The sequence below is a fragment of the Endozoicomonas sp. ISHI1 genome, assembly GCF_024606225.1.
In the GTDB taxonomy this organism is placed as follows: Bacteria; Pseudomonadota; Gammaproteobacteria; order Pseudomonadales; family Endozoicomonadaceae; genus Endozoicomonas_A.
The window spans coordinates 63,031-83,277 of sequence record NZ_JAGRPU010000012.1; the positions used below are offsets into that span (position 1 = coordinate 63,031).

23 protein-coding genes are annotated in these 20,247 nt (G+C 48.5%); 15 read left to right on the forward strand and 8 right to left on the reverse strand.

Annotated features, from left to right (window positions below):
* The first annotated feature begins 203 nt into the window (after positions 1 to 203).
* The gene (locus KBW69_RS09735) at positions 204 to 1,604 is read left to right on the forward strand and encodes a serpin family protein (RefSeq protein ID WP_257280721.1); all 1,401 of its coding nucleotides are present in this window, start codon (positions 204 to 206) and stop codon (positions 1,602 to 1,604) included.
* Between the two features lie 61 nt (positions 1,605 to 1,665).
* On the opposite strand, the gene KBW69_RS09740 is transcribed toward KBW69_RS09735, so the two are convergent.
* The 3 genes from KBW69_RS09740 to KBW69_RS09750 are packed head-to-tail and all read right to left on the reverse strand — an operon-like array spanning position 1,666 to position 3,186.
* Positions 1,666 to 2,331, reverse strand: coding sequence for an SOS response-associated peptidase (locus KBW69_RS09740; protein WP_257274919.1), 666 nt, complete (start codon positions 2,329 to 2,331; stop codon positions 1,666 to 1,668).
* A 2-nt stretch (positions 2,332 to 2,333) separates the two neighbouring features.
* Positions 2,334 to 2,582: a DUF2007 domain-containing protein gene (locus KBW69_RS09745; RefSeq protein WP_257253439.1), complete on the reverse strand. Its 249-nt coding sequence runs from the start codon at positions 2,580 to 2,582 to the stop codon at positions 2,334 to 2,336.
* A 37-nt stretch (positions 2,583 to 2,619) separates the two neighbouring features.
* Positions 2,620 to 3,186, reverse strand: a complete 567-nt coding sequence (locus KBW69_RS09750; protein ID WP_257253438.1) for a tetratricopeptide repeat protein — start codon at positions 3,184 to 3,186, stop codon at positions 2,620 to 2,622.
* A gap of 294 nt (positions 3,187 to 3,480) precedes the next feature.
* Here KBW69_RS09750 and KBW69_RS09755 point away from each other — a divergent pair, with 294 nt between their 5' ends.
* The gene (locus KBW69_RS09755) at positions 3,481 to 4,644 is read left to right on the forward strand and encodes a 1-acyl-sn-glycerol-3-phosphate acyltransferase (RefSeq protein ID WP_257274918.1); all 1,164 of its coding nucleotides are present in this window, start codon (positions 3,481 to 3,483) and stop codon (positions 4,642 to 4,644) included.
* A 1-nt stretch (position 4,645) separates the two neighbouring features.
* A complete protein-coding gene (locus KBW69_RS09760; RefSeq protein ID WP_306670724.1) occupies positions 4,646 to 4,963 on the forward strand; it encodes an NGG1p interacting factor NIF3 in 318 nt (105 codons plus the stop codon).
* Positions 4,964 to 4,965: 2 nt separating this feature from the next.
* On the opposite strand, the gene KBW69_RS09765 is transcribed toward KBW69_RS09760, so the two are convergent.
* Together KBW69_RS09765 and KBW69_RS09770 are read right to left on the reverse strand one after the other, a co-directional pair.
* Complete coding sequence (locus tag KBW69_RS09765) at positions 4,966 to 6,672, reverse strand: SWIM zinc finger domain-containing protein (RefSeq protein WP_257280722.1); 1,707 nt, start codon at positions 6,670 to 6,672, stop codon at positions 4,966 to 4,968.
* 33 nt (positions 6,673 to 6,705) lie between these two features.
* A complete protein-coding gene (locus KBW69_RS09770) occupies positions 6,706 to 7,257 on the reverse strand; it encodes an NUDIX hydrolase (RefSeq protein ID WP_257274916.1) in 552 nt (183 codons plus the stop codon).
* A 319-nt stretch (positions 7,258 to 7,576) separates the two neighbouring features.
* On the opposite strand from KBW69_RS09770, the gene KBW69_RS09775 reads away from it, so the two are divergent.
* Entirely contained in the window at positions 7,577 to 8,197 is a 621-nt protein-coding gene (locus KBW69_RS09775; RefSeq protein WP_257274915.1) for a CoA pyrophosphatase, read from the forward strand.
* Between the two features lie 51 nt (positions 8,198 to 8,248).
* Here the strand turns inward: KBW69_RS09775 and KBW69_RS09780 are convergent, their stop codons facing one another.
* From KBW69_RS09780 to KBW69_RS09790, 3 genes are all read right to left on the reverse strand, one after another.
* Complete coding sequence (locus KBW69_RS09780) at positions 8,249 to 9,502, reverse strand: HlyC/CorC family transporter (RefSeq protein ID WP_257280723.1); 1,254 nt, start codon at positions 9,500 to 9,502, stop codon at positions 8,249 to 8,251.
* Between the two features lie 79 nt (positions 9,503 to 9,581).
* A complete protein-coding gene (locus tag KBW69_RS09785) occupies positions 9,582 to 10,064 on the reverse strand; it encodes a DUF2165 family protein (protein WP_257280724.1) in 483 nt (160 codons plus the stop codon).
* 118 nt (positions 10,065 to 10,182) lie between these two features.
* Positions 10,183 to 10,974: an inner membrane protein YpjD gene (locus KBW69_RS09790; RefSeq protein WP_257280725.1), complete on the reverse strand. Its 792-nt coding sequence runs from the start codon at positions 10,972 to 10,974 to the stop codon at positions 10,183 to 10,185.
* 242 nt (positions 10,975 to 11,216) lie between these two features.
* On the opposite strand from KBW69_RS09790, the gene ffh reads away from it, so the two are divergent.
* The 11 genes from ffh (at position 11,217) to KBW69_RS09845 (ending at position 20,027) form a co-directional block, all read left to right on the forward strand.
* Complete coding sequence (gene ffh, locus KBW69_RS09795; RefSeq protein WP_257280726.1) at positions 11,217 to 12,623, forward strand: signal recognition particle protein; 1,407 nt, start codon at positions 11,217 to 11,219, stop codon at positions 12,621 to 12,623.
* A 304-nt stretch (positions 12,624 to 12,927) separates the two neighbouring features.
* Positions 12,928 to 13,173, forward strand: a complete 246-nt coding sequence (rpsP, locus tag KBW69_RS09800) for a 30S ribosomal protein S16 (protein WP_257280764.1) — start codon at positions 12,928 to 12,930, stop codon at positions 13,171 to 13,173.
* Between the two features lie 96 nt (positions 13,174 to 13,269).
* On the forward strand, positions 13,270 to 13,824 hold the full coding sequence (gene rimM, locus KBW69_RS09805; RefSeq protein ID WP_257280727.1) for a ribosome maturation factor RimM: 555 nt from the start codon (positions 13,270 to 13,272) through the stop codon (positions 13,822 to 13,824).
* Positions 13,825 to 13,949: 125 nt separating this feature from the next.
* The gene (trmD, locus tag KBW69_RS09810) at positions 13,950 to 14,735 is read left to right on the forward strand and encodes a tRNA (guanosine(37)-N1)-methyltransferase TrmD (RefSeq protein WP_257280765.1); all 786 of its coding nucleotides are present in this window, start codon (positions 13,950 to 13,952) and stop codon (positions 14,733 to 14,735) included.
* 17 nt (positions 14,736 to 14,752) lie between these two features.
* Entirely contained in the window at positions 14,753 to 15,106 is a 354-nt protein-coding gene (gene rplS, locus KBW69_RS09815; RefSeq protein WP_257280728.1) for a 50S ribosomal protein L19, read from the forward strand.
* A gap of 245 nt (positions 15,107 to 15,351) precedes the next feature.
* Positions 15,352 to 16,239, forward strand: a complete 888-nt coding sequence (gene xerD / locus KBW69_RS09820; protein WP_257280729.1) for a site-specific tyrosine recombinase XerD — start codon at positions 15,352 to 15,354, stop codon at positions 16,237 to 16,239.
* A 471-nt stretch (positions 16,240 to 16,710) separates the two neighbouring features.
* Positions 16,711 to 17,058: a hypothetical protein gene (locus tag KBW69_RS09825; RefSeq protein WP_257280730.1), complete on the forward strand. Its 348-nt coding sequence runs from the start codon at positions 16,711 to 16,713 to the stop codon at positions 17,056 to 17,058.
* Positions 17,059 to 17,144: 86 nt separating this feature from the next.
* Complete coding sequence (locus tag KBW69_RS09830) at positions 17,145 to 18,365, forward strand: sulfite oxidase (RefSeq protein WP_257280731.1); 1,221 nt, start codon at positions 17,145 to 17,147, stop codon at positions 18,363 to 18,365.
* Positions 18,365 to 18,751 carry a hypothetical protein gene (locus KBW69_RS09835; protein ID WP_257280732.1) on the forward strand — a complete coding sequence of 129 codons (387 nt, stop codon included), beginning with the start codon at positions 18,365 to 18,367 and terminating at the stop codon, positions 18,749 to 18,751. The genes KBW69_RS09830 and KBW69_RS09835 overlap by 1 nt, the downstream gene beginning before the upstream one ends.
* A 9-nt stretch (positions 18,752 to 18,760) precedes the next feature.
* The gene (locus KBW69_RS09840) at positions 18,761 to 18,976 is read left to right on the forward strand and encodes a hypothetical protein (protein WP_257280733.1); all 216 of its coding nucleotides are present in this window, start codon (positions 18,761 to 18,763) and stop codon (positions 18,974 to 18,976) included.
* Positions 18,977 to 19,199: 223 nt separating this feature from the next.
* Entirely contained in the window at positions 19,200 to 20,027 is an 828-nt protein-coding gene (locus KBW69_RS09845) for a DsbC family protein (protein ID WP_257280734.1), read from the forward strand.
* Positions 20,028 to 20,247: the final 220 nt, after the last annotated feature.

Below are 20,247 nucleotides of genomic sequence, written 5' to 3' on the forward strand. Positions count from 1 at the left end.
GGGGAAATAGCTGTCGAGAAAAAATGAATCTTTAATTTTTACAGCATCAGCTGCCTCTGACCCTTAAGCTGGTACAATTTTTGGGCACTAACCAAAAAACCACCCTATATTGAATTTCGTACAACGTTCCTGAGGGCAACTGTCCAGTAAAAAGTGAGATTATATTGAGACAAGCCCTGATATTAAGAAGACAGGGTGCTAACATGGTACTATCAAACAAGTCTCCCGTTATAAACTTGCAGTACAGTCGTGTTCTGCTGTCAGTCAGTTTGCTTCATTTCCTTTCGCTACCCTCGCCACTTCAGGCCGAGACCTGTGACACCTACGACTTCAATCAGAATCGTGAAAGATTTTCACTCTCCCCAGCGTTTCATGAAAAAAATCCTGACGAGAAACTTCAATATGACACAATGCCCTCCCAATCGGCAATACCAGCAAATCCTGATTCAAATCCCGGTTCACAGTCGGATGAATCGCAGGGGAATCTGGAGCTTGCCATAAATATATTTAGCCAGGCAGCAAAAGAAACGCCTGAAAATTTTCTTATCTCCCCTGATGGCCTTTTCAGATCACTGGCACTAATACTCATGGGGGCTACTGGCGAAACCAGGCGACTGCTACAAAGCTACCTGGGGGATAATTACTCTGAGTCATCCGGTGCAACAGCATCAATCGCAACATCTTTTGCACGGGACGAATACTTCATTGAGAATTGTTTGCTCTTGTCCAGTGAACTTGAACTTCGGGAAACTTATCGTGAGAGACTTAAACAAATAAACGCCGATATTCGTGATAAAGTCGACTTCTTCGACCGTGTATTTTTACAAAACCTCGCTGATGAGCTCAACAGACTATTTAGCCAATTAACCCATGGCATGGTTCCTCAATTTTGCCACGTCGACCAATGGCCCCCAGATACCACCTTGGCACTCATAAATTCTATTTACTTCAAGGGGCTTTGGGAAAGGTCTTTTAATGTCCGAAATACAGGCGTATTTACCTTACCCAATAACCAGAGAGTTGTTTTAGAGCAGTTTATGGAGGAGGAAATCAGTTCCATACAATACACAAATCATAATGATTGGGAGGCAGTTACTGTTCCTTACCAGGGGGCGCATGAAATGATTTTGGTTTTACCTCCGGAAGGTATAATGCCTCATGAGATATCACCAAAAATAATAAAAGCATTATTTTCATCCTTAAACTCTGAAGAATCACGCCCATCATATTCAAAAATCTCTCTTGGACTTCCACCCTTTAAAGTTGATTCGAACATTGAATTGAAGAAATTTTTCGATAGAACAGGTTTACATTCTCTTTTTATAAACCCCCTCGAATTAGGAACTATGCTATCCGTCACTCTACCTGTTTACATTAATGTGGTTCGTCAACATTGCGCAATTGAGGTTAATAAAGATGGAACCCGAGCCGCAGCTGTCACACACATGTCATTTTCGAGATCGTTTGTGGAGAGCAATCAGAGAAAATCAATCCAATTTAGTCGACCATTTCTTTATATATTGCATAATAAAATAACCAAAAAAATCATCATAATTGGACAATTACTAGATCCTCGGAGCACTTCAGGAGCGGGTACCCATTAATCGGAACAGGGGGGCCTCTTGACTCCCCTCACCTTTTTGTCGTGAGCAACGAGGGAGTGCTTTAATTGCGAGCTACCAGTTTCCTCACGCACTCTGGCCCCTTGTTTGAGACGTTATTCACCACTCTGCCCACTTTATAAAAAGACAGCTTGCTAACCTTCTCAGCCGGGTTGCTCAGACTGTCAAAAACCGTCTCATAATTTTCACCCAGCCAATCGTTAGCCTGTTTCTGTTGCAACAAAACAGGCATTCTTTCGGTCAACGGTGATATATCGCCGATAGCAGGGCAAGTGAGGATTGCACAGGATTCGAAACTTAGTTGGTCATCCACAGGATAACTTTCCCAAAGACCGGCAAAGAGACATAATCCACCCGACTTCGGTCGTATATACCAGGGCTGACTGCGGTCCCGCACTTTCTGCCAGTCGAACCAGCCATCAGCCAGAACCAGACAACGTCGCTTTTTCAGGGCATTGCGAAACATCGGTTTGTCGGCAACGGTTTCGATTCTGGCATTAATCTGGGCTCTGGAAAAATCCTGCAGCCAGTGAGGAACCAACCCCCACTTAACCCGAGCATTTTCTAAATCGCCCTGATTATTATGTTTGACAATAAGCACCTGTTCGCCAGGCGCAACATTGTAGGACGGGATATTGGCTTCTGGCTGACGAATACCCAGCCAGCTCAGGCTGATCTGGTCGGCCATCAACGTATAACGACCACACATAATCAGTCTTCCTGAACCTCAGCAGAGTCTTCCAGAACGGGAGACGCCTTGAGGTAATCTTCGATCATTGCTTTGGCCAGACCGGCATCGCCATCTTCAACGTAGAGCGCTAGCAAACCGCTAGCGGGTAGTTCACCAACGGCCCCCGTCAAATAGCTACCTCCCAGATGGCAGGCAATGCCATGGTTCAACAGAACATCCTTGAGGCACTGGGCCTCAAGGAGATTATCAGGACAGAATATTTTAATCATACTTTTATAAAAACACAGCCACCGTCGTAAAGCCAGCTTACTTCAGATAGACCGTCCTGATCTGACTGATCAGTTCATTTGCTTTAGCTCTCTGGGCAGGGTTAAGCAATTCAGACAGTTCCTGCTTCTGTTTACGGGCCGCAGTCTGAAAATCTCCCGCAGAATCTTCCAGACTCAGAGCAGTCCAAATATAAGCAGCAATCAGGTTACGGTCTGTACCTGCTCCCTCATAATAGGACTTCCCCAGCTCGTACTGAGCCTCTGCACTCTTGCCTTCCCGACCTGCCGCACGTTCGATCAGTTGAAACCCTTTTCCGGGATCTTTGGTGACACCACCCAGCCCCTCTCGATAGGCCTTACCCAGCAACAGTTCCGCCTGAACATTGCCCTGGTTCGCCAGAGGTTCCAGTAGAGAAAGGGTTTGACTGGCATTTTCCGGCTTCGCTTTACCAGCCACCAACAGGCTACCCACTTCAAGTATGGCCTGCTCGTCGCCGGAGCTGGCCTGCTTAAGCAGGCTGGAAAAGTCAGCAGTCCAACCGCTCAGGGAAAACAGCAATGAGAAGGCCAGCAGCCCACCGCAGCACTTTTTATTCAATGACATCTGCTACCTCTAGCCATTTTGAGCAGACGACTGCCCAGTTATTTCATTATTGGAACGCTGATGTGTTCGTAGGGGCGGAGTATACACACTCGAGACAGGGAATACTGCAAGGTTTCAATTTTGAATAACTCATAAATCAGTGAAACCCACATCAACAAACATACATACACCCACCCACCTTAATTCTCAAACCGTTACAAAGTGCCACAACCCCGCTACAGACCCTTTGTTTTAATACCTATATACTCAACGGTTTAACTCACCGCTGTTATATAAGGCAATAATCCCGAACAGATGGAACGCTTTGAAGAAATCCGCCCCTATCACGATCGAGAGGTAAGGCCTGTCCTGAACCGCCTGTTGCTGGACCGTGAACTGATTCAGGCGCTGGTACATCATCAGTACCCCAACATGCCAGGCTTCCTTGGTGGTGTTGCGAGCTGGCTGACTGCTATGAGACTGCGCTACAAGCTAAAGAACATTCATAACATTGATGGACTGCAGGAGGTCATTGAACCTTACCTGACCCGTGTCATTGAAGGCAGCACTTCCGGCATCAGCTTTTCCGGACTGGACCAACTCGACAAAGAGCAGGCTTACCTGTTCGTGTCTAATCACCGGGACATCGTTATGGATCCTGCCTTTGTCAATCTCGCTGTTTATAAACAGGGCATGCAAACCGTTCGAATAGCCATTGGTGACAACCTGCTGCAAAGACCTTTTGTCAGTGATCTGATGCGCCTCAACAAAAGTTTTATCGTCAAACGATCCATAGAAGGCCGCCGGGAAAAGCTCAAGGCTTATCAGACACTGTCAGCCTATATTCATCATTCCATTGATACCGGGCATCCCGTCTGGATCGCCCAGAGTGAAGGACGGGCAAAAGACGGTGATGACAAAACCGACTCCGCCATCATCAAGATGTTTCATATGAGCCGAAAAGCTGCGGATACTTCTTTTGCCGACAGCATTCGTTCCATGAACCTGGTACCCGTATCAATTGCTTACGAATACGACCCCTGCGATCTGGCCAAAGCCAGGGAACTCTTCGCGACTGAAGCCCAGGGCAATTATGAAAAGTTCGAAGGTGAAGACCTTCAAAGCATCGTGACTGGCATTAATGGTTTCAAAGGCGGTGTCCATGTAGCTTTTGGCACACCGCTGAAGGAAAAGTATGAAAACGCCAACCAGGTTGTTGAAGAAGTGGATCGTCAGGTTCATCAGAACTATTACCTGTTTGCTTCCAATCTGATTGCCTTTGATCGACTCCGCAGTGCCTATCCCCATGTGACAGAGTGTTCTTTAAAAGCCCTATTTGAAAAATTTTGCCCGGATGAGTCGCTTGATAGTAAAGTCAGAGATTTCGATGACCGTTTGGCTCTGTGCCCAAAGGCTCATCAACCCTGGTTCCTGAAGATGTATGCCAATCCGGTTTTCAATCATTTTGCTGGACAATGACATGACCCTGCATAAGCTGTGCTTTTTTGTTCCTGAAAGTCATCTTGAATCGGTGAAAACTGCCGTCTTTGCGACTGGTGCCGGGCGTTACGAAAACTACGACAGCTGTTGTTGGCAAACAGCTGGCCAGGGTCAGTTCAGACCGCTGAATGGCAGCGACCCTTTCATTGGCAGGCAGGATATGGTGGAAATCGTTGAGGAATTCAAGGTTGAAATGATCTGTGAGGAGCAGTACCTGAAAGCAGCCATTGCCGCGTTGAGATCGGCACACCCTTATGAAGAGCCAGCCTTTGAAAGCTGGCCGGTAAGCGTTTCCTGAGTTTAAAGTCCGGGAAACGCCTCATTGAGAAAACGCATAAAATTCCTTTTAGTCCTGTATTCTTCACGCAGCTCATCAAGCCACCGACTAAATGCCTGCGGCTGATTCAGTCCTGCCAATATCTGCTGGCATTCAACCAATAGTTCAACCGCCTCTTGATAACTTTTACTCGTTCTTTTCTGAACACAATCCTTAACGAGCTTCTCATAGAGAAAACGAGAACGTTCTCCATCTTGCCGAAAATGTTTTCTCAGCTCGTAGAGCAATGTAGCATCCGGATCTGCATCTGTGACCAGTTGCCAGGCTGACTCCAGATCCGATCCAGCAAGAAAAGCCATCATCAGTGTGTTTAACACACGGTGGTGGTGATAACCCTGAGTGCTGACAACCCGCTCTTTCATCCAGTCTATGGCTTTTTGCCGCCAGTCTTCCTGACTGTTCAGGTCTTCTGAAAGCTCTTGTAAGTGCTCAAAAGTAGACAGTGTCGGTGACTCTTTAAATTGCTCCCAAACGTCCTGCAAAGCTTCAGTGTTACGCCCCGTCTTCAATAACAGTAACTGTTGCAGTTCATGAATCCGGGCCGATTCACTAAAACTACTGCCCTGCCGGGCCATATCGAGGTAATTCCAGGCCTCATCATACTCACCCAGCTCCATATGAGAACGGGCAATAACCAGATACTCCTCCTCTGTCCTGGCGATCTTTTTATAGAGATGGATCAAAGTCTTGTAGTCATTTTCCAGCTTGGGTACGACTTGCAGAATCCTCAGCAAACGGTCATAAATGAATCGATCCCGCCAGTTATCACTCTTAAGCCTGGGTAACCCATCCCAACGGGCCCGGGCGATATCAAGGAAAGCTTCCCGACACTCCGAAGTCATTACCTCACTGAAATCATCCGGAATGCGACCATGCCATCCACCTTCATGCCTGAGTAGTAATTCCATGAGATGTTGGGCTTTTGACGCTTCAGACCCACTCAGTGCAGCAAAGGCTTCAACATACATCCTCTGTAGCTGAGCGATAGACTCAAACCTGAAACCTCCTGAATCATCGATGGTTTCCAGCGCACGAAAGATTCGGGACATAGCGTAGTCCAGCAACGCCATCTGGTCACTGGCTGCCAGCTTTTTTAGTGGCGATTCAAGGGCAAATATTACCTGTTCAACATTGGCAAAATATTGCCTGACCTGGGCATATCTAAAACAATGACGATTATAGGGAATGGCGGCGGTTATTCGTTTGCGGATGGTTTTTTTATCCATTATCCCCAACGCTGTCTCAGCCTTGAGCAACCATTGCTCTCGCACTGAACGACTACTGTCTATCATTTCAACAAAGTGTCCCACCAGCTCTTCTTTGGGTATTTGCAATAAATAAGCTGCCAGTATGTCGGTGGCCTGTGCGCCTTCTTTCAACCGGAGCACAGATACTTTATCCCGTAATACCATGCTCACAGCAACGCAATGCTTGCAAAAGTCGATACCGTCGGAAGCAGGACAATCACAACTGCCGTCCAGGGCACTCTGGGTATAAACCAGATTGACCCGATATACCACGCTACCCATGACCTTGGCAGATACTCTCTCACCCTGAAGCGACAGCTCTCCGACCCGGCCTTCCTGGTAGTATCCCTTCCCCTGGGAAAAAGCTTTCCCGCCTGCCAGCTTCACTAACTGCTGATCGGTAATTTCCGGCCTGTCGTTCACGCTGCTCCAACCTGATGTAGGATAATCCTTTAGTTAAGAAAGCACTCTGCGGTCAGGCAGTGCGATATCTTCCATCCGCTGAGGAAAACAACCTGTTTGACGATCACTGAAGTAATGGCGAAGGGTACGACTGATGGTATTGAAAGCCAATTCATCCCATGGAATATCTTCTTCGCTGAAAAGAGCTACTGCTTCACTCTCTTCACCGGCGCAGAACTCAGGTTTATCAAGATGAGCCAGAAAAAATACCGAGAGTTGGCTCACATGAACAATATTAAACAGGGTATACAATGATTGGAGCGTAACCTCTGCTCCGGCCTCTTCCATGGTTTCCCGAAGGGCAGCCTGTTCGAGGGTTTCTCCCAGCTCCATGAAACCGCCGGGCAATGTCCAGTACCCCCTGCGCGGTTCGATAGCGCGTTTGCAGAGGAGCACTTTACCTTCGTAGACCGGCAGACAACCTGCGACGATTAGCGGATTTTGATAGTGAATTTTGCCACAGTCGTCACAAACATCACGTAATCGGTTATCGCCACAGGGGATCTTCTTACTGACCTTAGCACCACATTCACTGCAGAAATTCACTGTTTTTCCTTCTAACTATGAAAATCTTTCTTCACCTTAACCCGATTCATAACCGAAGTCACTTTAATCAAAATTGGCGTAGAAAATGCATAACATTTCTTTACCAGATGGAGCACGCTGTAAAAAACATCTGTGTTATGATCTTTTTAAAGCACGAAAAAACAGCGTTGCACCTAAGGAATGATAGCCCTGCCCGGTGTTACAGGCAGTCTGGTATCCAAGGTCGATAATAACAATGTTCCAACGGCGCCTTTTCCAATGCCATTCTGTTTTTTAAGCATCTGAATGTCGCCGTGAAAGCCAGAGATTCCCGTGTTATATGTTGATTACAGATATTGAGCGAAGACTCCACAAACATCAGCCAAGAAGTATAGACACCCCTCTTCCGGAAGCCGCCGTTCTTGTACCTCTGGTGACCAATAACCAGGGACAGGCCACCGAAATCATCCTGACCCGAAGGGCTACTCACCTGAACAAACACAGCGGAGAAGTGGCATTTCCCGGCGGCAAACGAGAAGACGACGATCGTGACCTGATCCATACCGCCCTGAGAGAATCCCAGGAAGAGATAGACCTGAAACCATCTTCAGTTCAGATTCTGGGCACTATGGGGCCGGTCATTTCCCGCTTCGGTATCAAAGTGATCCCTGTCATCGGCTCTGTGCCGGAAAACTTGTCGCTCAGCGCCAATATTGAAGAGCTGGACCGCATTTTTCACGTTCCACTGGACTTTCTCACCAATCCGGACAATCTACAGTTTCACCATTGGAGTATGAACGAAAAAACCTACTCCATGCCCTCGTATCAATACGGTGAATATCTGATCTGGGGGTTGACCGCCATAATGCTGGTAGAATTTCTGAACGTGGGATTGAACACCACTATTCCACTGGATGCACCTCAGTTTCATGCCAGCCACAGCCACCCGCAAAATCGCTAACCCTCGGGCTGGCGAAAACCAAAATTCATTCAGCGAAATTAATCATTCAAGTTAAGCAGTGAAAATCTTCACTGCTTTTACCCGGTTGTCCTTGACCTGCATAATCTCAAACCGGTAGCCACCTATCTTGAGACAAACACTGGATTCCGGAATAAACTCCATCATCTCGGTGATCAAACCGTTGATCGTCCTTGCATCCTCAGTGGGCAACTTCCAACCCAGAGAACGGTTAATATCTCTTACAGAGGCCGAACCATCAATGATGTAGCTACCGTCTTCCTGAGGGGTAATATCTTGACTGGAGTCGGATACATCGGTGGTAAAATCACCCACAATTTCTTCCAGGATATCTTCCAGCGTCACCAGGCCAAGAATATCGCCATATTCATCGACCACCAGTGCGACACGCTCTTTAGATTTCTGAAAATTAAACAGCTGAGTATGCAGGGGAGTACTTTCGGGTACATAGTATGGCTCCGTTGTTTCCTGCAGCAGAATTGCTTTATTGACTTCTTCCTGACTGAGCAATCGAGCTACCTTTCTCATATGCAACATACCCACAAGATTGTTTACATCACCGCGATAGACCGGCAAACGGGTGTGCTGACAGGCTCTTAACTGCTCCAGGATATCCTTGATGTCATCGTCAATATCAATCCCGAAAATTTCATTTCGGGGTACCATGATATCGTCAACCCGGACATTCTCCAGATCCAGAATACCCAGCAACATTCCCCGTCTTTTCTGCGGCAACAACATACCGGGGTCGGTCACAATGGTACGCAACTCTTCAGCGTTCAACTGATCTTCCGCAGCCTGGCCGGGTTTAATACCAAAAGGCCTCAGCAGGAAGCCACAGACCCAGTTTAAAACCACTACCATGGGATAGAAGAGTTTCAGCAGGGGCGTCAAAATAAAAGAGGCAGGAAAGGCTATCTTTTCCGGATAGAGTGCTGCAACCGTCTTGGGCGTTACTTCACCGAAAATCAGTACTGCCACTGTCAGGCCCAAAGTGGCAATAGCAATACCGCTATCACCCCAGAGTCTCACTGCCACCAGAGTAGCCAGGGCAGAAGCCAGGATATTAACAAAGTTATTGCCAATCAGAATCACACCAATCAGCCTGTCAGGACGCTCTAGCAACTTATGGGTTCGCTTCGCGGCTTTATGATTCTTGCGAACGAGATGCCGCAGGCGATAGCGGTTGATCGCCATCATGCCGGTTTCCGAGCTGGAAAAAAAAGCCGACAGCAGCATTAATAGGGCCAATATGGATAATAGAAGGCTGGTTGATGCTTCGCTCAAGAGTGAAATCGCTCGTTCAGATTCTGGTGATGGAGCCGCTAATTCTAACGTTTCGCGCTATGAACCCCAAACACTTTTATCATTCTTTCTGACTCAAATAGAAGAGGGTCAGCAAAAACAACGTCGCCATCCTGAAGCCAGGCTGAATACCGTTCCAGCTTCGGGACTGCCAGGCCAGAAACCACTCACCTGAAATCCCCACAAAAGCCAGAAACCAGAGCAAAACACCCAGAGTCAAACCAGCCAGAGCCAGAGATTTGCTTTCATGGAAATCTTCATTTTGTATGTTGCGGATCATAAAAATGACACCCGCCCAACACAAAAGGGCTATCACTGCCTCAACAGCGATAATCAGGCTGTAAGCTCCTCTCCAGATCACCGGATTGTGAACCGCCCGCCATTCAGCCTGAGCAGTGTTCCCAGTTGTATCCATGGTCATCACATGCTGGACATAAAGATAATTGCTCTGGTAATCCACCAAATTATTAAAGACAACCAATAAACTGAACAGAGCAACTGCGGCTACCAGGACAATTTTACTAAGCTTAACGGCTATTATCATTTTCATAGCCCCTAACATTAGCTGGGTTTAAAGGGATCTCAAGCTGCAAGCAAGAAGGTATTGAAAAAAGAGAGTGAAACGGGAGAGGAGCAGAAAGCAGAGCCTGCTCCGAAAAGACTTATCTGACCAGAATAAAGTCCACAATCGTTCGCCAGCCAAAGTATGCCACCAGCAACAGAATAAAGCCGGAAACCGTCCAGCGCATCGCCTTTTGACCGCGCCAGCCATTCACCCAGCGCCCAATCAACAGGGTCGCAAACAGCACCCAGGCGACGAGAGAAAGCACTGTTTTGTGGAGCATATCTTTGGCAAACATATTATCGATATACAAGAAGCCTGAAATCAGCGACAGGGTCAGCAGGATCACACCGACTGAAAGAAACTCGAACAACAGTTTTTCCATAGTCTGCAGGGGAGGCAGGGCCTTTAGCAGACGCTTTTGATTATGACTCCTCAGTTGCTTCTCCTGATAGGCCAGCAGCAGCGACTGACACACAGCCACCATTAACAAGCCATAGGCCAATACTGACAGCAGAACATGCACCACCATCAGAGTGGGTGAATGAAAAATGTGTTCCACCGGAGTCAACCAGCCCACCAGAACCGAGATAATGGTAAAGGGCAGAATCGTGACCAGCAGTATTTCAGAAGGCTTGCGCAGACTACTGAGCAACACCACCAGCGTGACGATCAGTGTCGTCATGGAACTGATCGTGAAAATGCCAAGATTGGTTCCCTTATCGCTGTGAATGGAAAAATAGAGCGATAAAGCATGCAATACAGCTCCGGCTGAGGTGGCCAGTAACACCCTGTTTCGGGCGCCACCGTGACCAGTAATTCTTCCCCACTGGCAGGCCATTCCCACCGCATAAAAAATGATGGCACCGATGCTCACGAGCATGACATTCATTGAATCGTTATAACCTCCATCTGAAATTTTCCTGGTGGCGAAACCGTCAAAAAGCCACTTCGGAAGATGCAAACCAGAGCTTGCCATGTCCAAATCTACACAAGAACCCGTTTGTTTTCATCCATCAAGCAGAAATACTGTCCGTACCGAGACCCGATGCTGCCCCTTTTGCCCGGGATTGGATATAATGGTCGACATCTACCCACATACACCTTACGTCATGGTATTTCCAAGGTAACCGGATGTTCGAGAATTTAACCGAACGCCTGTCGCAGACGCTTCGTAACGTCACCGGCAAGGCGAAACTGTCTGAAGACAACATTAAGGACACTCTCCGCGAAGTTCGCAAAGCTCTGCTGGAGGCTGACGTTGCCCTGCCTGTGGTCAAGGAGTTCATCAGCCGGATCAGGGAACGGGCGATTGGCCAGGAAGTACAGGCCAGCCTGAGTCCGGGTCAGGCCTTCGTCAAGATTGTTCAGGCAGAACTGATTTCGGTCATGGGCGAAGCCAATGACCAGTTAAACCTGTCGACTCAGCCTCCTGCCGTCTTGCTGATGGCCGGACTGCAGGGTGCCGGTAAAACCACCTCTGTGGCCAAATTGGGTAAATTCTTAAAGGAACGCCACAAAAAATCCGTTATGGTCGTCAGTGCTGACGTATACCGTCCTGCAGCGATCAAACAGCTGGAAACTCTGGCGAGTGAAGTCGGCGTGGATTTCTTCCCATCCAACATTGAGCAAAAGCCTGTTGATATTGCCACAGCAGCCATTCAGGAGGCTCGCCTGAAGCATATCGACGTAGTCATTGTCGATACTGCCGGCCGCCTGCACATCGACAGCGACATGATGACAGAAATTCAGGCACTGCACAGTGCCGTTAATCCTGTCGAAACCCTGTTTGTAGTTGACGCCATGACCGGTCAGGATGCCGCCAATACCGCCAAGGCCTTTGGCGACGCTCTGCCCCTGACCGGTGTCATTCTGACCAAGGCAGATGGTGACGCACGTGGTGGTGCCGCCCTGTCTGTTCGCCACATTACCGGCAAGCCGATCAAATTCATGGGAGTCGGTGAAAAGACAGACGCTCTGGACCCCTTCCACCCGGATCGTATTGCTTCCCGAATCCTGGGCATGGGTGACGTTCTCTCTCTGATTGAAGAAGCTGAACAAAAGCTCGACAAAAAGAAAGCCGACAAACTTGCCAGCAAACTGAAAAAGGGAAAAGGCTTTGACCTGGAAGACTTCCGTGACCAACTTCAGCAGATGAAGAAAATGGGCGGACTGGCAGGGGTTATGGACAAACTTCCCGGAATGCCGGGTATGCCTGCCAACGCGGCGGGCCAGATGGACAACAAGATTTTCATTCAGATGGAAGCCATCATCGACTCTATGACACCGACTGAACGTGCCAACCCGGACATTATGAACGGCTCCCGCAAAAAACGTATTGCCACAGGTTCCGGTACCCAGATTCAGGACATCAATCGCCTGATCAAGCAGCACAAGCAGATGAGCAAAATGATGAAGAAAGTCACCAAAAAAGGCGGCCTGACCAAGCTGATGCGCGGTCTGGGCGGCATGAAAGGTCAGATGCCCGGTGGCATGGGTGGAATGTTACCTCCCGGTGGCGGGAAGAAGTTCCCTTTCTAACTCTTTCTGAACCAAAGCATGACCAGCTTGCCTGAGGCAGGCTGGCCATTTAATCCGCATCACGTGCATTTTATTACACCCGGCCAAGCCTGCTTTCTTGCCAGTCTGACCCACAGAGCATGCCCTGCCCCCTCACCATGAGAGTTTCCACAGCAAGATAAGTGTCAAGCATATTGTCAGCAGGACGGTTATTCCTTAGAATATGCGCCCTTCATGGCTCACTGTCAGTGTTCCATGAGGCTGGAGGCTTCCGAGCCCTCAGAGACAAGCGTTGCCGGACATCACGATTACAGGAAATTATTCCATGGTAACAATTCGTTTAGCTCGCGGCGGTTCCAAAAAGCGTCCGTTCTACCACCTGACTGTTGCTGACAGCCGTAAGGCTCAAGGTGGCCGTTTCATCGAGCGTGTAGGTTTCTTCAACCCTACAGCCCGTGGTCAGGAAGAACGTCTGCGTGTGGATCAGGAGCGTGTTGAGTTCTGGCTGGGCCAGGGCGCTACCGTATCCGACCGCGTTAGCAAGCTGCTGAAAGAATCCAAAGCAGCCTGAGGTCAGGTTTGAACCACCATGAGCCGTGTAGAGCAGCCGAGAGCTGTTTAAGAGCCATGAGCCGTTTAACCATCACCTCAAAAAGGAACAGAACCAGTGAATAAAGCATCAGCAACCGCTCAACCCAAACAGGTTGTCCTCGGAAGTATTACTGGTGTGTACGGAGTAAAAGGCTGGGTAAAAGTGTATTCACACACCAACCCCATGACCAACATTCTGAACTACAAACACTGGATTTTGCGCCAGGATGGTCGCCAGCGGACCATTGAAGTCGATCAGGGACGCCGTCAGGGCAAGGGTCTGGTCGCACACATCGCCGGATGCGATGACCGGGATATCGCCCGCCAGTTTACTGGTGCGGAAATCCTGATCGCTGAAAGCGAACTGCCCCCGCTGGCTGATGACGAGATTTATTGGCATCAGCTTGAAGGTCTGGAAGTGAAAACCGCTGACGAAGCGGGCAAGGAACTTCTGCTGGGCAAAGCCAGCCATCTGATGGAAACAGGAGCCAACGACGTACTGGTCATCAAAGCCTGTAAGGGCAGCATTGACCGACGCGAGCGGCTGGTACCCTGGTTACCGGATCAGGTGATTCTGGAAGTGAATCCGGAAGCAGGGTTCATTCGGATTGACTGGGATCCGGAATTTTAACCGTTATGAGTGAAACTGACATGGACAGCCCTGAGCTGAAAGGCCCGGAGCCTGCGAACAGCCCTGAGCCGTTAAGCAGCCCTGAGCCGTTAAACAGCCATGAACATTCACCCATAACAGCAGATATGTGGTTCGGCGTTGTAACCCTCTTCCCGGAAATGTTTCGGGCCATTACTGATCACGGCATATCCGGCCGGGCTGTAAAGGAGGGGATCGTCTCAGTGAAAACCTGGAACCCCAGAGACTTCACTCACGACAAACACCGAACTGTGGATGACCGACCTTACGGCGGTGGTCCCGGCATGTTGATGAAAATTCAACCTCTGCGTGACGCCATCCATGCAGCCAAAAAAGCTGCTGGAACCGATGCCACGGTAGTATACCTGTCTCCCCAGGGACGCCTGCTTGATCAGGCCGGGGTTCAGGAGCTGGCCGCCAAAAAACGGCTTATTCTGGTATCGGGGCGGTATGAAGGTATTGATGAGCGTGTAATCAACGAAGAAGTCGACGAGGAATGGTCGATCGGTGATTACGTGTTAAGTGGTGGCGAACTCGCCTCCATGACTCTGATTGATGCAGTTTCACGCTTTGTACCGGGCACCCTGGGTCACAAGGATTCCGCACTAGAGGACTCCTTTGCTGATGGCCTGCTGGATTGTCCGCACTATACCCGCCCCGAAATTTTCAAGGGGCAGAAAGTGCCGGAGGTCCTGTTGTCTGGGGATCATGCAAAAATTCGTGCATGGCGCCTCAAACAAGCACTGGGCAGAACCTGGTTGAGAAGACCGGACCTGTTGCAAGACAGGAAACTGACCCGCGAAGAGGAAAAACTGTTGTCTGAATTTATTCAGGAACATCCTTCTTCGGATAGCCGCAGCAAGGCAGACTCGACGAGCGGAACACTTGACTAACGGGAGCAAAATTTAAAATGAGCAAGAACAGAATCATTGAAGCGCTCGAACAAGAGCAGATGACCAAAGAAATCCCGAGCTTCGGCCCTGGTGACACCTTGGTTGTACAAGTTAAGGTTAAAGAAGGCAACCGTGAGCGTCTGCAGGCGTTCGAAGGTGTCTGCATTGCCAAGCGTAATCGTGGCCTGAACTCCGCTTTCACCGTTCGCAAGATTTCCAGCGGTGTTGGCGTTGAGCGTGTTTTCCAGACATACAGCCCCCTGATCGCTTCTATCAATGTGAAGCGCCGCGGTGACGTACGTCAAGCCAAGCTCTACTACCTGCGTGCTCTGAGCGGTAAAGCAGCTCGTATCAAGGAAAAGCTCAACTAAGAGTCGTTTTCGCATCTCGCGAAAAGGACTCTTCAGGGTTCTCCAAAACCCGGAGCAAGACGCTCAGGGTAATATAAGTTCTGACAATCCGGCAACCTTGTCAGTCCATAAGAAAAGCGACGAAAGTCGCTTTTTTTTATGATTTAAAAACAGAAAACAGTTCTATCTACAAGCTTTTATTGTTTTCTTTACGACCCCCTCTTATACCGCAATAATAGGGGCATAGACCCCATATACAGATAATAATGACCGACACCCTAACAGAACTGTTTCTCAATCATCTCTGGCTTGAGAAAGGCCTTAGCGAAAACACCCGCTCGGCCTATAAACACGATATAGAACAGTTCTCTGCCTGGCTTGCCCAGAACCAGCTCACAATCGAGAAATCATCGACTTCGGACCTGACCGACTATCTGACCTGGCGACACACACAAAACTTTCGACCCAGCTCGACAGCCAGAGCATTATCCAGCCTACGCGGCTATTATCGTTACCTGCTAAGAGAAGACAGGGTCAATCGGGACATTACTCAAACTATTGAGATGCCCAAACAGGGTCGGCCACTACCCAAATCCCTGACAGAAGCTGACGTTGAAAACCTTCTCGCTGCGCCTGATCTTGATACTGAAATAGGTATGAGAGATCGGTGCATGCTCGAGCTACTCTACGCTTGCGGGCTCAGGGTATCGGAGCTGGTCAACCTCAGCCTGAATCAAATTAATCAAAGACAGGGCATCGTCCGCATTCAGGGCAAGGGGGATAAAGAGAGACTGGTACCTATGGGTGAAGAAGCCCTGAACTGGCTTCACCGTTACCTGAAAGAAAGCAGACCCTCTCTGATCAGCGACCCTGAGAATCGAGTACTGTTTCCCGGCCGAAACGGCAACCCGATGACGCGTCAGACATTTTGGCACAGGATCAAACAACATGCTTTCACAGCCAACATTCAGAGCACGGTTTCACCCCACGTTCTACGACACGCCTTTGCTACTCATCTGTTAAATCACGGAGCCGACCTTCGGGTAGTCCAGCTTCTCCTCGGACACAGCGACCTTTCAACCACCCAGATATATACCCACATTGCCCGGCAACGGTTGCATGAACTGCATGAATCTCACCACCCCAGAGGCTGAATCTATCTTCAGCCTTTCTTAGCAAAATAAATACAACGGCAACCACCCCTTAATTCATATAAACTATGTTTGTCGTTAATTTTAAAGTTTCTTTTGAAATCAGCCATACTCACATGAATGGATCAAATCAAGTAACATGTAATCCATACTTTATGTTGTTAAAATTTACTTTTTAATTAACTTAAAAAATAATCATCAAACATTTGAACGCCAAAACACAAGATTAATTTTTCATTAACCTAACTCAATAAAAAATCAGTTAATTCGATACATACATACATTTTCATTTATAAACTCGGCACAAAAATCCAGATTAACAATGGAAAAACTGATACCAGCCACATCAGATCTGAAATACCAAAAGATTTCAAGCATTTAAAAAGCAGCTGCTTTTTATAACAATCAAAAGACATCAGCCTTTTGATTAAACAGTAAGGGTTAATATCTGAAAACATTGAAAAGGCTTGCATTTTGAACTTACCGGACCCCATCAGGCTCTATCCGGGACCCTGGGCAGTTGTAGCACTTTTTATAGCACTGTCGCTTTTCCCTTCTGCCGTCATATCAACAGCTCAGGCGTCCGACAAATATGAAAAGTTAGCTAATATGTGTCGTGCCTGTCATGGTCAGGATGGCAGTAATGAGTTCAATACCATCCCGAATCTCAAGTGGCAGAATCGAGATTACCTCATAACTCAATTAAGAGCTTTCAAAAGTGGAAAACGACAGGACATCACCATGACCAAAGTTGCCCAGCTGCTCAGCGAAGAAGACATGTTGCGCCTTGCTGACTTTTTCTATGAAGGCAAAAAACCGTGAGTCGGCATACAGCCTTGAGCTTATGTACAACCTCTGCAATCTGAACAAAACGGCTGCATGCCAAAAGGTTAACCGGATACCAAATAATGAACAGAAGAAATTTTCTGCAGCATGCACTGACCGCATCCGCTGCTTCTATCTTGCCTGTAAGATGGGTATTTGCTGAAAAACGCCCTTCAGGTCTGAAACCTGTTGATATCTCCACAATGAAATGGACCAAGGCAGAAGATCTGCCTGATTATTACACGATCCTGAACACCAACCCATTGAATGCCCATCCCGCTGAACACCTGCTGGACCCGGCCATCACACCGGCAAACGTATCATTCGTACGCTGGAATGGTTCGATGCCGGATTTTGACAAGATAGACCCGAAGACCTGGACTCTTACTGTCGACGGCGAATCAGTCGTCAAATCCAGGACATACACCATCAATGAGCTCAAGAGCAAGTTCAAACACCGCACACAGAATCTGGTTCTGGAATGTGGCGGCAACAGCCGTAAAAACTTTTTCCCCGGCACCAAAGGTAACCAATGGAATAACGCAGCTGTTTACTGCTCAGAATGGACCGGTGTCCTGCTTAGCGACGTACTAAAAGACTGCGGAGTGAAAGAGGACGCAGTTTACATCGGTCACCACGGCATTGATAAACATTTGAGCGGCAAAGGCCCTGCCATTTCCCGCGGTGTTCCTATTGAAGCAGCTATGAATGATAACGCTCTGGTCGCCTGGGCCATGAACGGTGATGATATTCCATTTCGCCATGGCTACCCTCTGCGTATTGTCTTTGCTGGCCGTCCGGCCTCCGTATCCCAGAAGGCGGCCACCGGCATTAGCATTCGAAACAAGGTTCATGATGGCACCAAAATGGAAGCGCCTGCCTACCAGGTGCCCAAGTATCCTATAGCACCCGGAGAGAAAGTGCCCAATGAGGACTTTGAAATCATTGAAGAAATGATCGTCAAGTCCTTGATCACATTCCCGCAGACCGGGGTTGAACTGCCATTGGGTAAAACTCAGGAAGTCAGGGGTCACGCCTGGGCTGGTTTGCGAGAAGTCGTCAAAGTTGAAGTAAGTTATGACTATGGTACTCGCTGGCATGAAGCCGAATTGAGACAACCAGTCAACAAGGGGGCCTGGCAACAGTGGCGTATCAATCTGAATCTGCCAAGGCAGGGTTACTATGAAATCTGGGCCAAAGCCACCGACAGTAAAGGGGATTCCCAGCCTGTGGTGCAACCCCAGTGGAACCCAAAGGGCTATCTCTTTAATGGCTGCCACCGGATTGCAGTGAGGGTTGCCTGATGTCGGGCTTCAGGCATCTCAGAATATTGCTGGTCTCTGCGTTATTTTCCGGAGCAGCTACGGCCGCATCTGATGAAGCGCCAAAAAAAGAATACCCCATTGACCCCAAATCCGGACTGAAAATGGCTCCGGGCTGGGAGATGGTTAACGCCCAGTGCAACGCCTGCCATAGCAGTCTTATTGTCAGTCAGCATAGTGGCGACAAAAATGCCTGGCGTGAGACCCTGCAGTGGATGATAGATACCCAGGGACTCTGGGATCTTTCTGAAACCTGGGAGCCGATCCTGGACTATCTCAGCACCCACTATGGTGTTTCAGATATTGATATGAAGACTTTTCGAAGACTACCCCTTGACCCAGCCTCAATGCCTCCACCCAGAAAGTAAGGACCCAACATGTTGAAATCTATTGCTATACCCGTTGCAGCCATAGTAGGTGAATTACTATCAGCAATGCCAGCTCAGGCAGAAAACTCGCTAAAACCAGACCTGCTCAATGGCGAGCAACTGGCCAGGCGGATGCCTATATGCAGGCCACAGCCGGCCAACTCTCTGAACAGGACATTATCGATGTTGCCGCCTACTACGGCTCCCTTCAGCCTGATAACCTGAAGAGCAAAGCCGAAAAGGCATTGAGCCATTAAATTCGCTCCCTCTGACAATTAACGCTCAATCTCCGGGCAAACTGAATTTTATCATCGACGGCAGATTAAACTGACAAACACGATATAGAGTCTAAACTTCTGCTCCAGAATCTACGATCTTATTGGCAGTAGCTGCCTGACTTGCTACACACTGCCGTTCAAGAAAAAAACAATACCCAAGAGGATGACTCATGCGTCTATGTACCCTGATTTTCACTGCCAGTTTGGCGATGGCAAACTTTTTGCCTACTGCACAAGCAGCAGATCAAGCCACTGAAGAGGTCCAAAGTACCATTGCCGACGAACTGAAAGCTCTGGACCCCAACATTCCTATTACAAGTATTGAAAAAAGTGATTGGGAAGGCGTATTCAAGGTATTTCTGAAAGGCGGCAGTGTGATCTATACCAATAAAACCGGCAAACTGCTACTGCGTGGCGACATGCTGGAAATCAGAGATGGCCAGATCATCAACTTGACTGAAGAGATCCGTAATAAAGCCGTGGCCGATCAATTGAAAACGCTGAATAAAGAAGATCAGGTTGTCTTTTCACCCGAGGGAGAGACCAAAGGCGTTATTTATGCCTTTACAGATGTGGACTGTGGCTACTGCCGCAAGCTCCATCAGGAACTGCCAGAACTCAATAACATGGGCATAGAAGTCCGTTATCTGGCCTTCCCCAGAGGCGGCGTAAAATCCCCTGCCTACGCCAAAATGGTGGAAGCCTGGTGCTCACCCGATCGAAAACAAGCCCTTTCAGAGCTGAAAAACGGCAAAGACATTTCCAGCCATGCCTCCAAAGAGGACAAAGAAAAAAACCAATGCGAAGTTCTGGTTGATGAGCAATTAAAGCTGGGCCTGACTCTTGGCGTAAGTGGAACTCCCGCTCTATTCCTTGAGAGCGGCAAAGCCATACCCGGCTACCGCCCAGCCGCAGGGATTGCCAGAATGATGGGAATCACACCTCCCCCCGCTGTTGAACCCGCCCCTGCCGCTGAAGCTTCTGATTCCAAAAAATAGAGAACAGCAGGGTATGGACCTGCTCCGTATTACCCGTTTCCACTCAGCATAAGATCAGCGAACAACCATACGGCTCCATCCAATCTCCATCCAAACTTTTAAAGGTCACTGCGCTCCCAACGAGGGGCTATGGATGGAGAATTTCGCGAGTTTAGTTAAAAGAAAACCGGAAAGAGGCTTCCAGACTGTCAAGAAAGAACCTTGCTAGTGCTATCGTTCA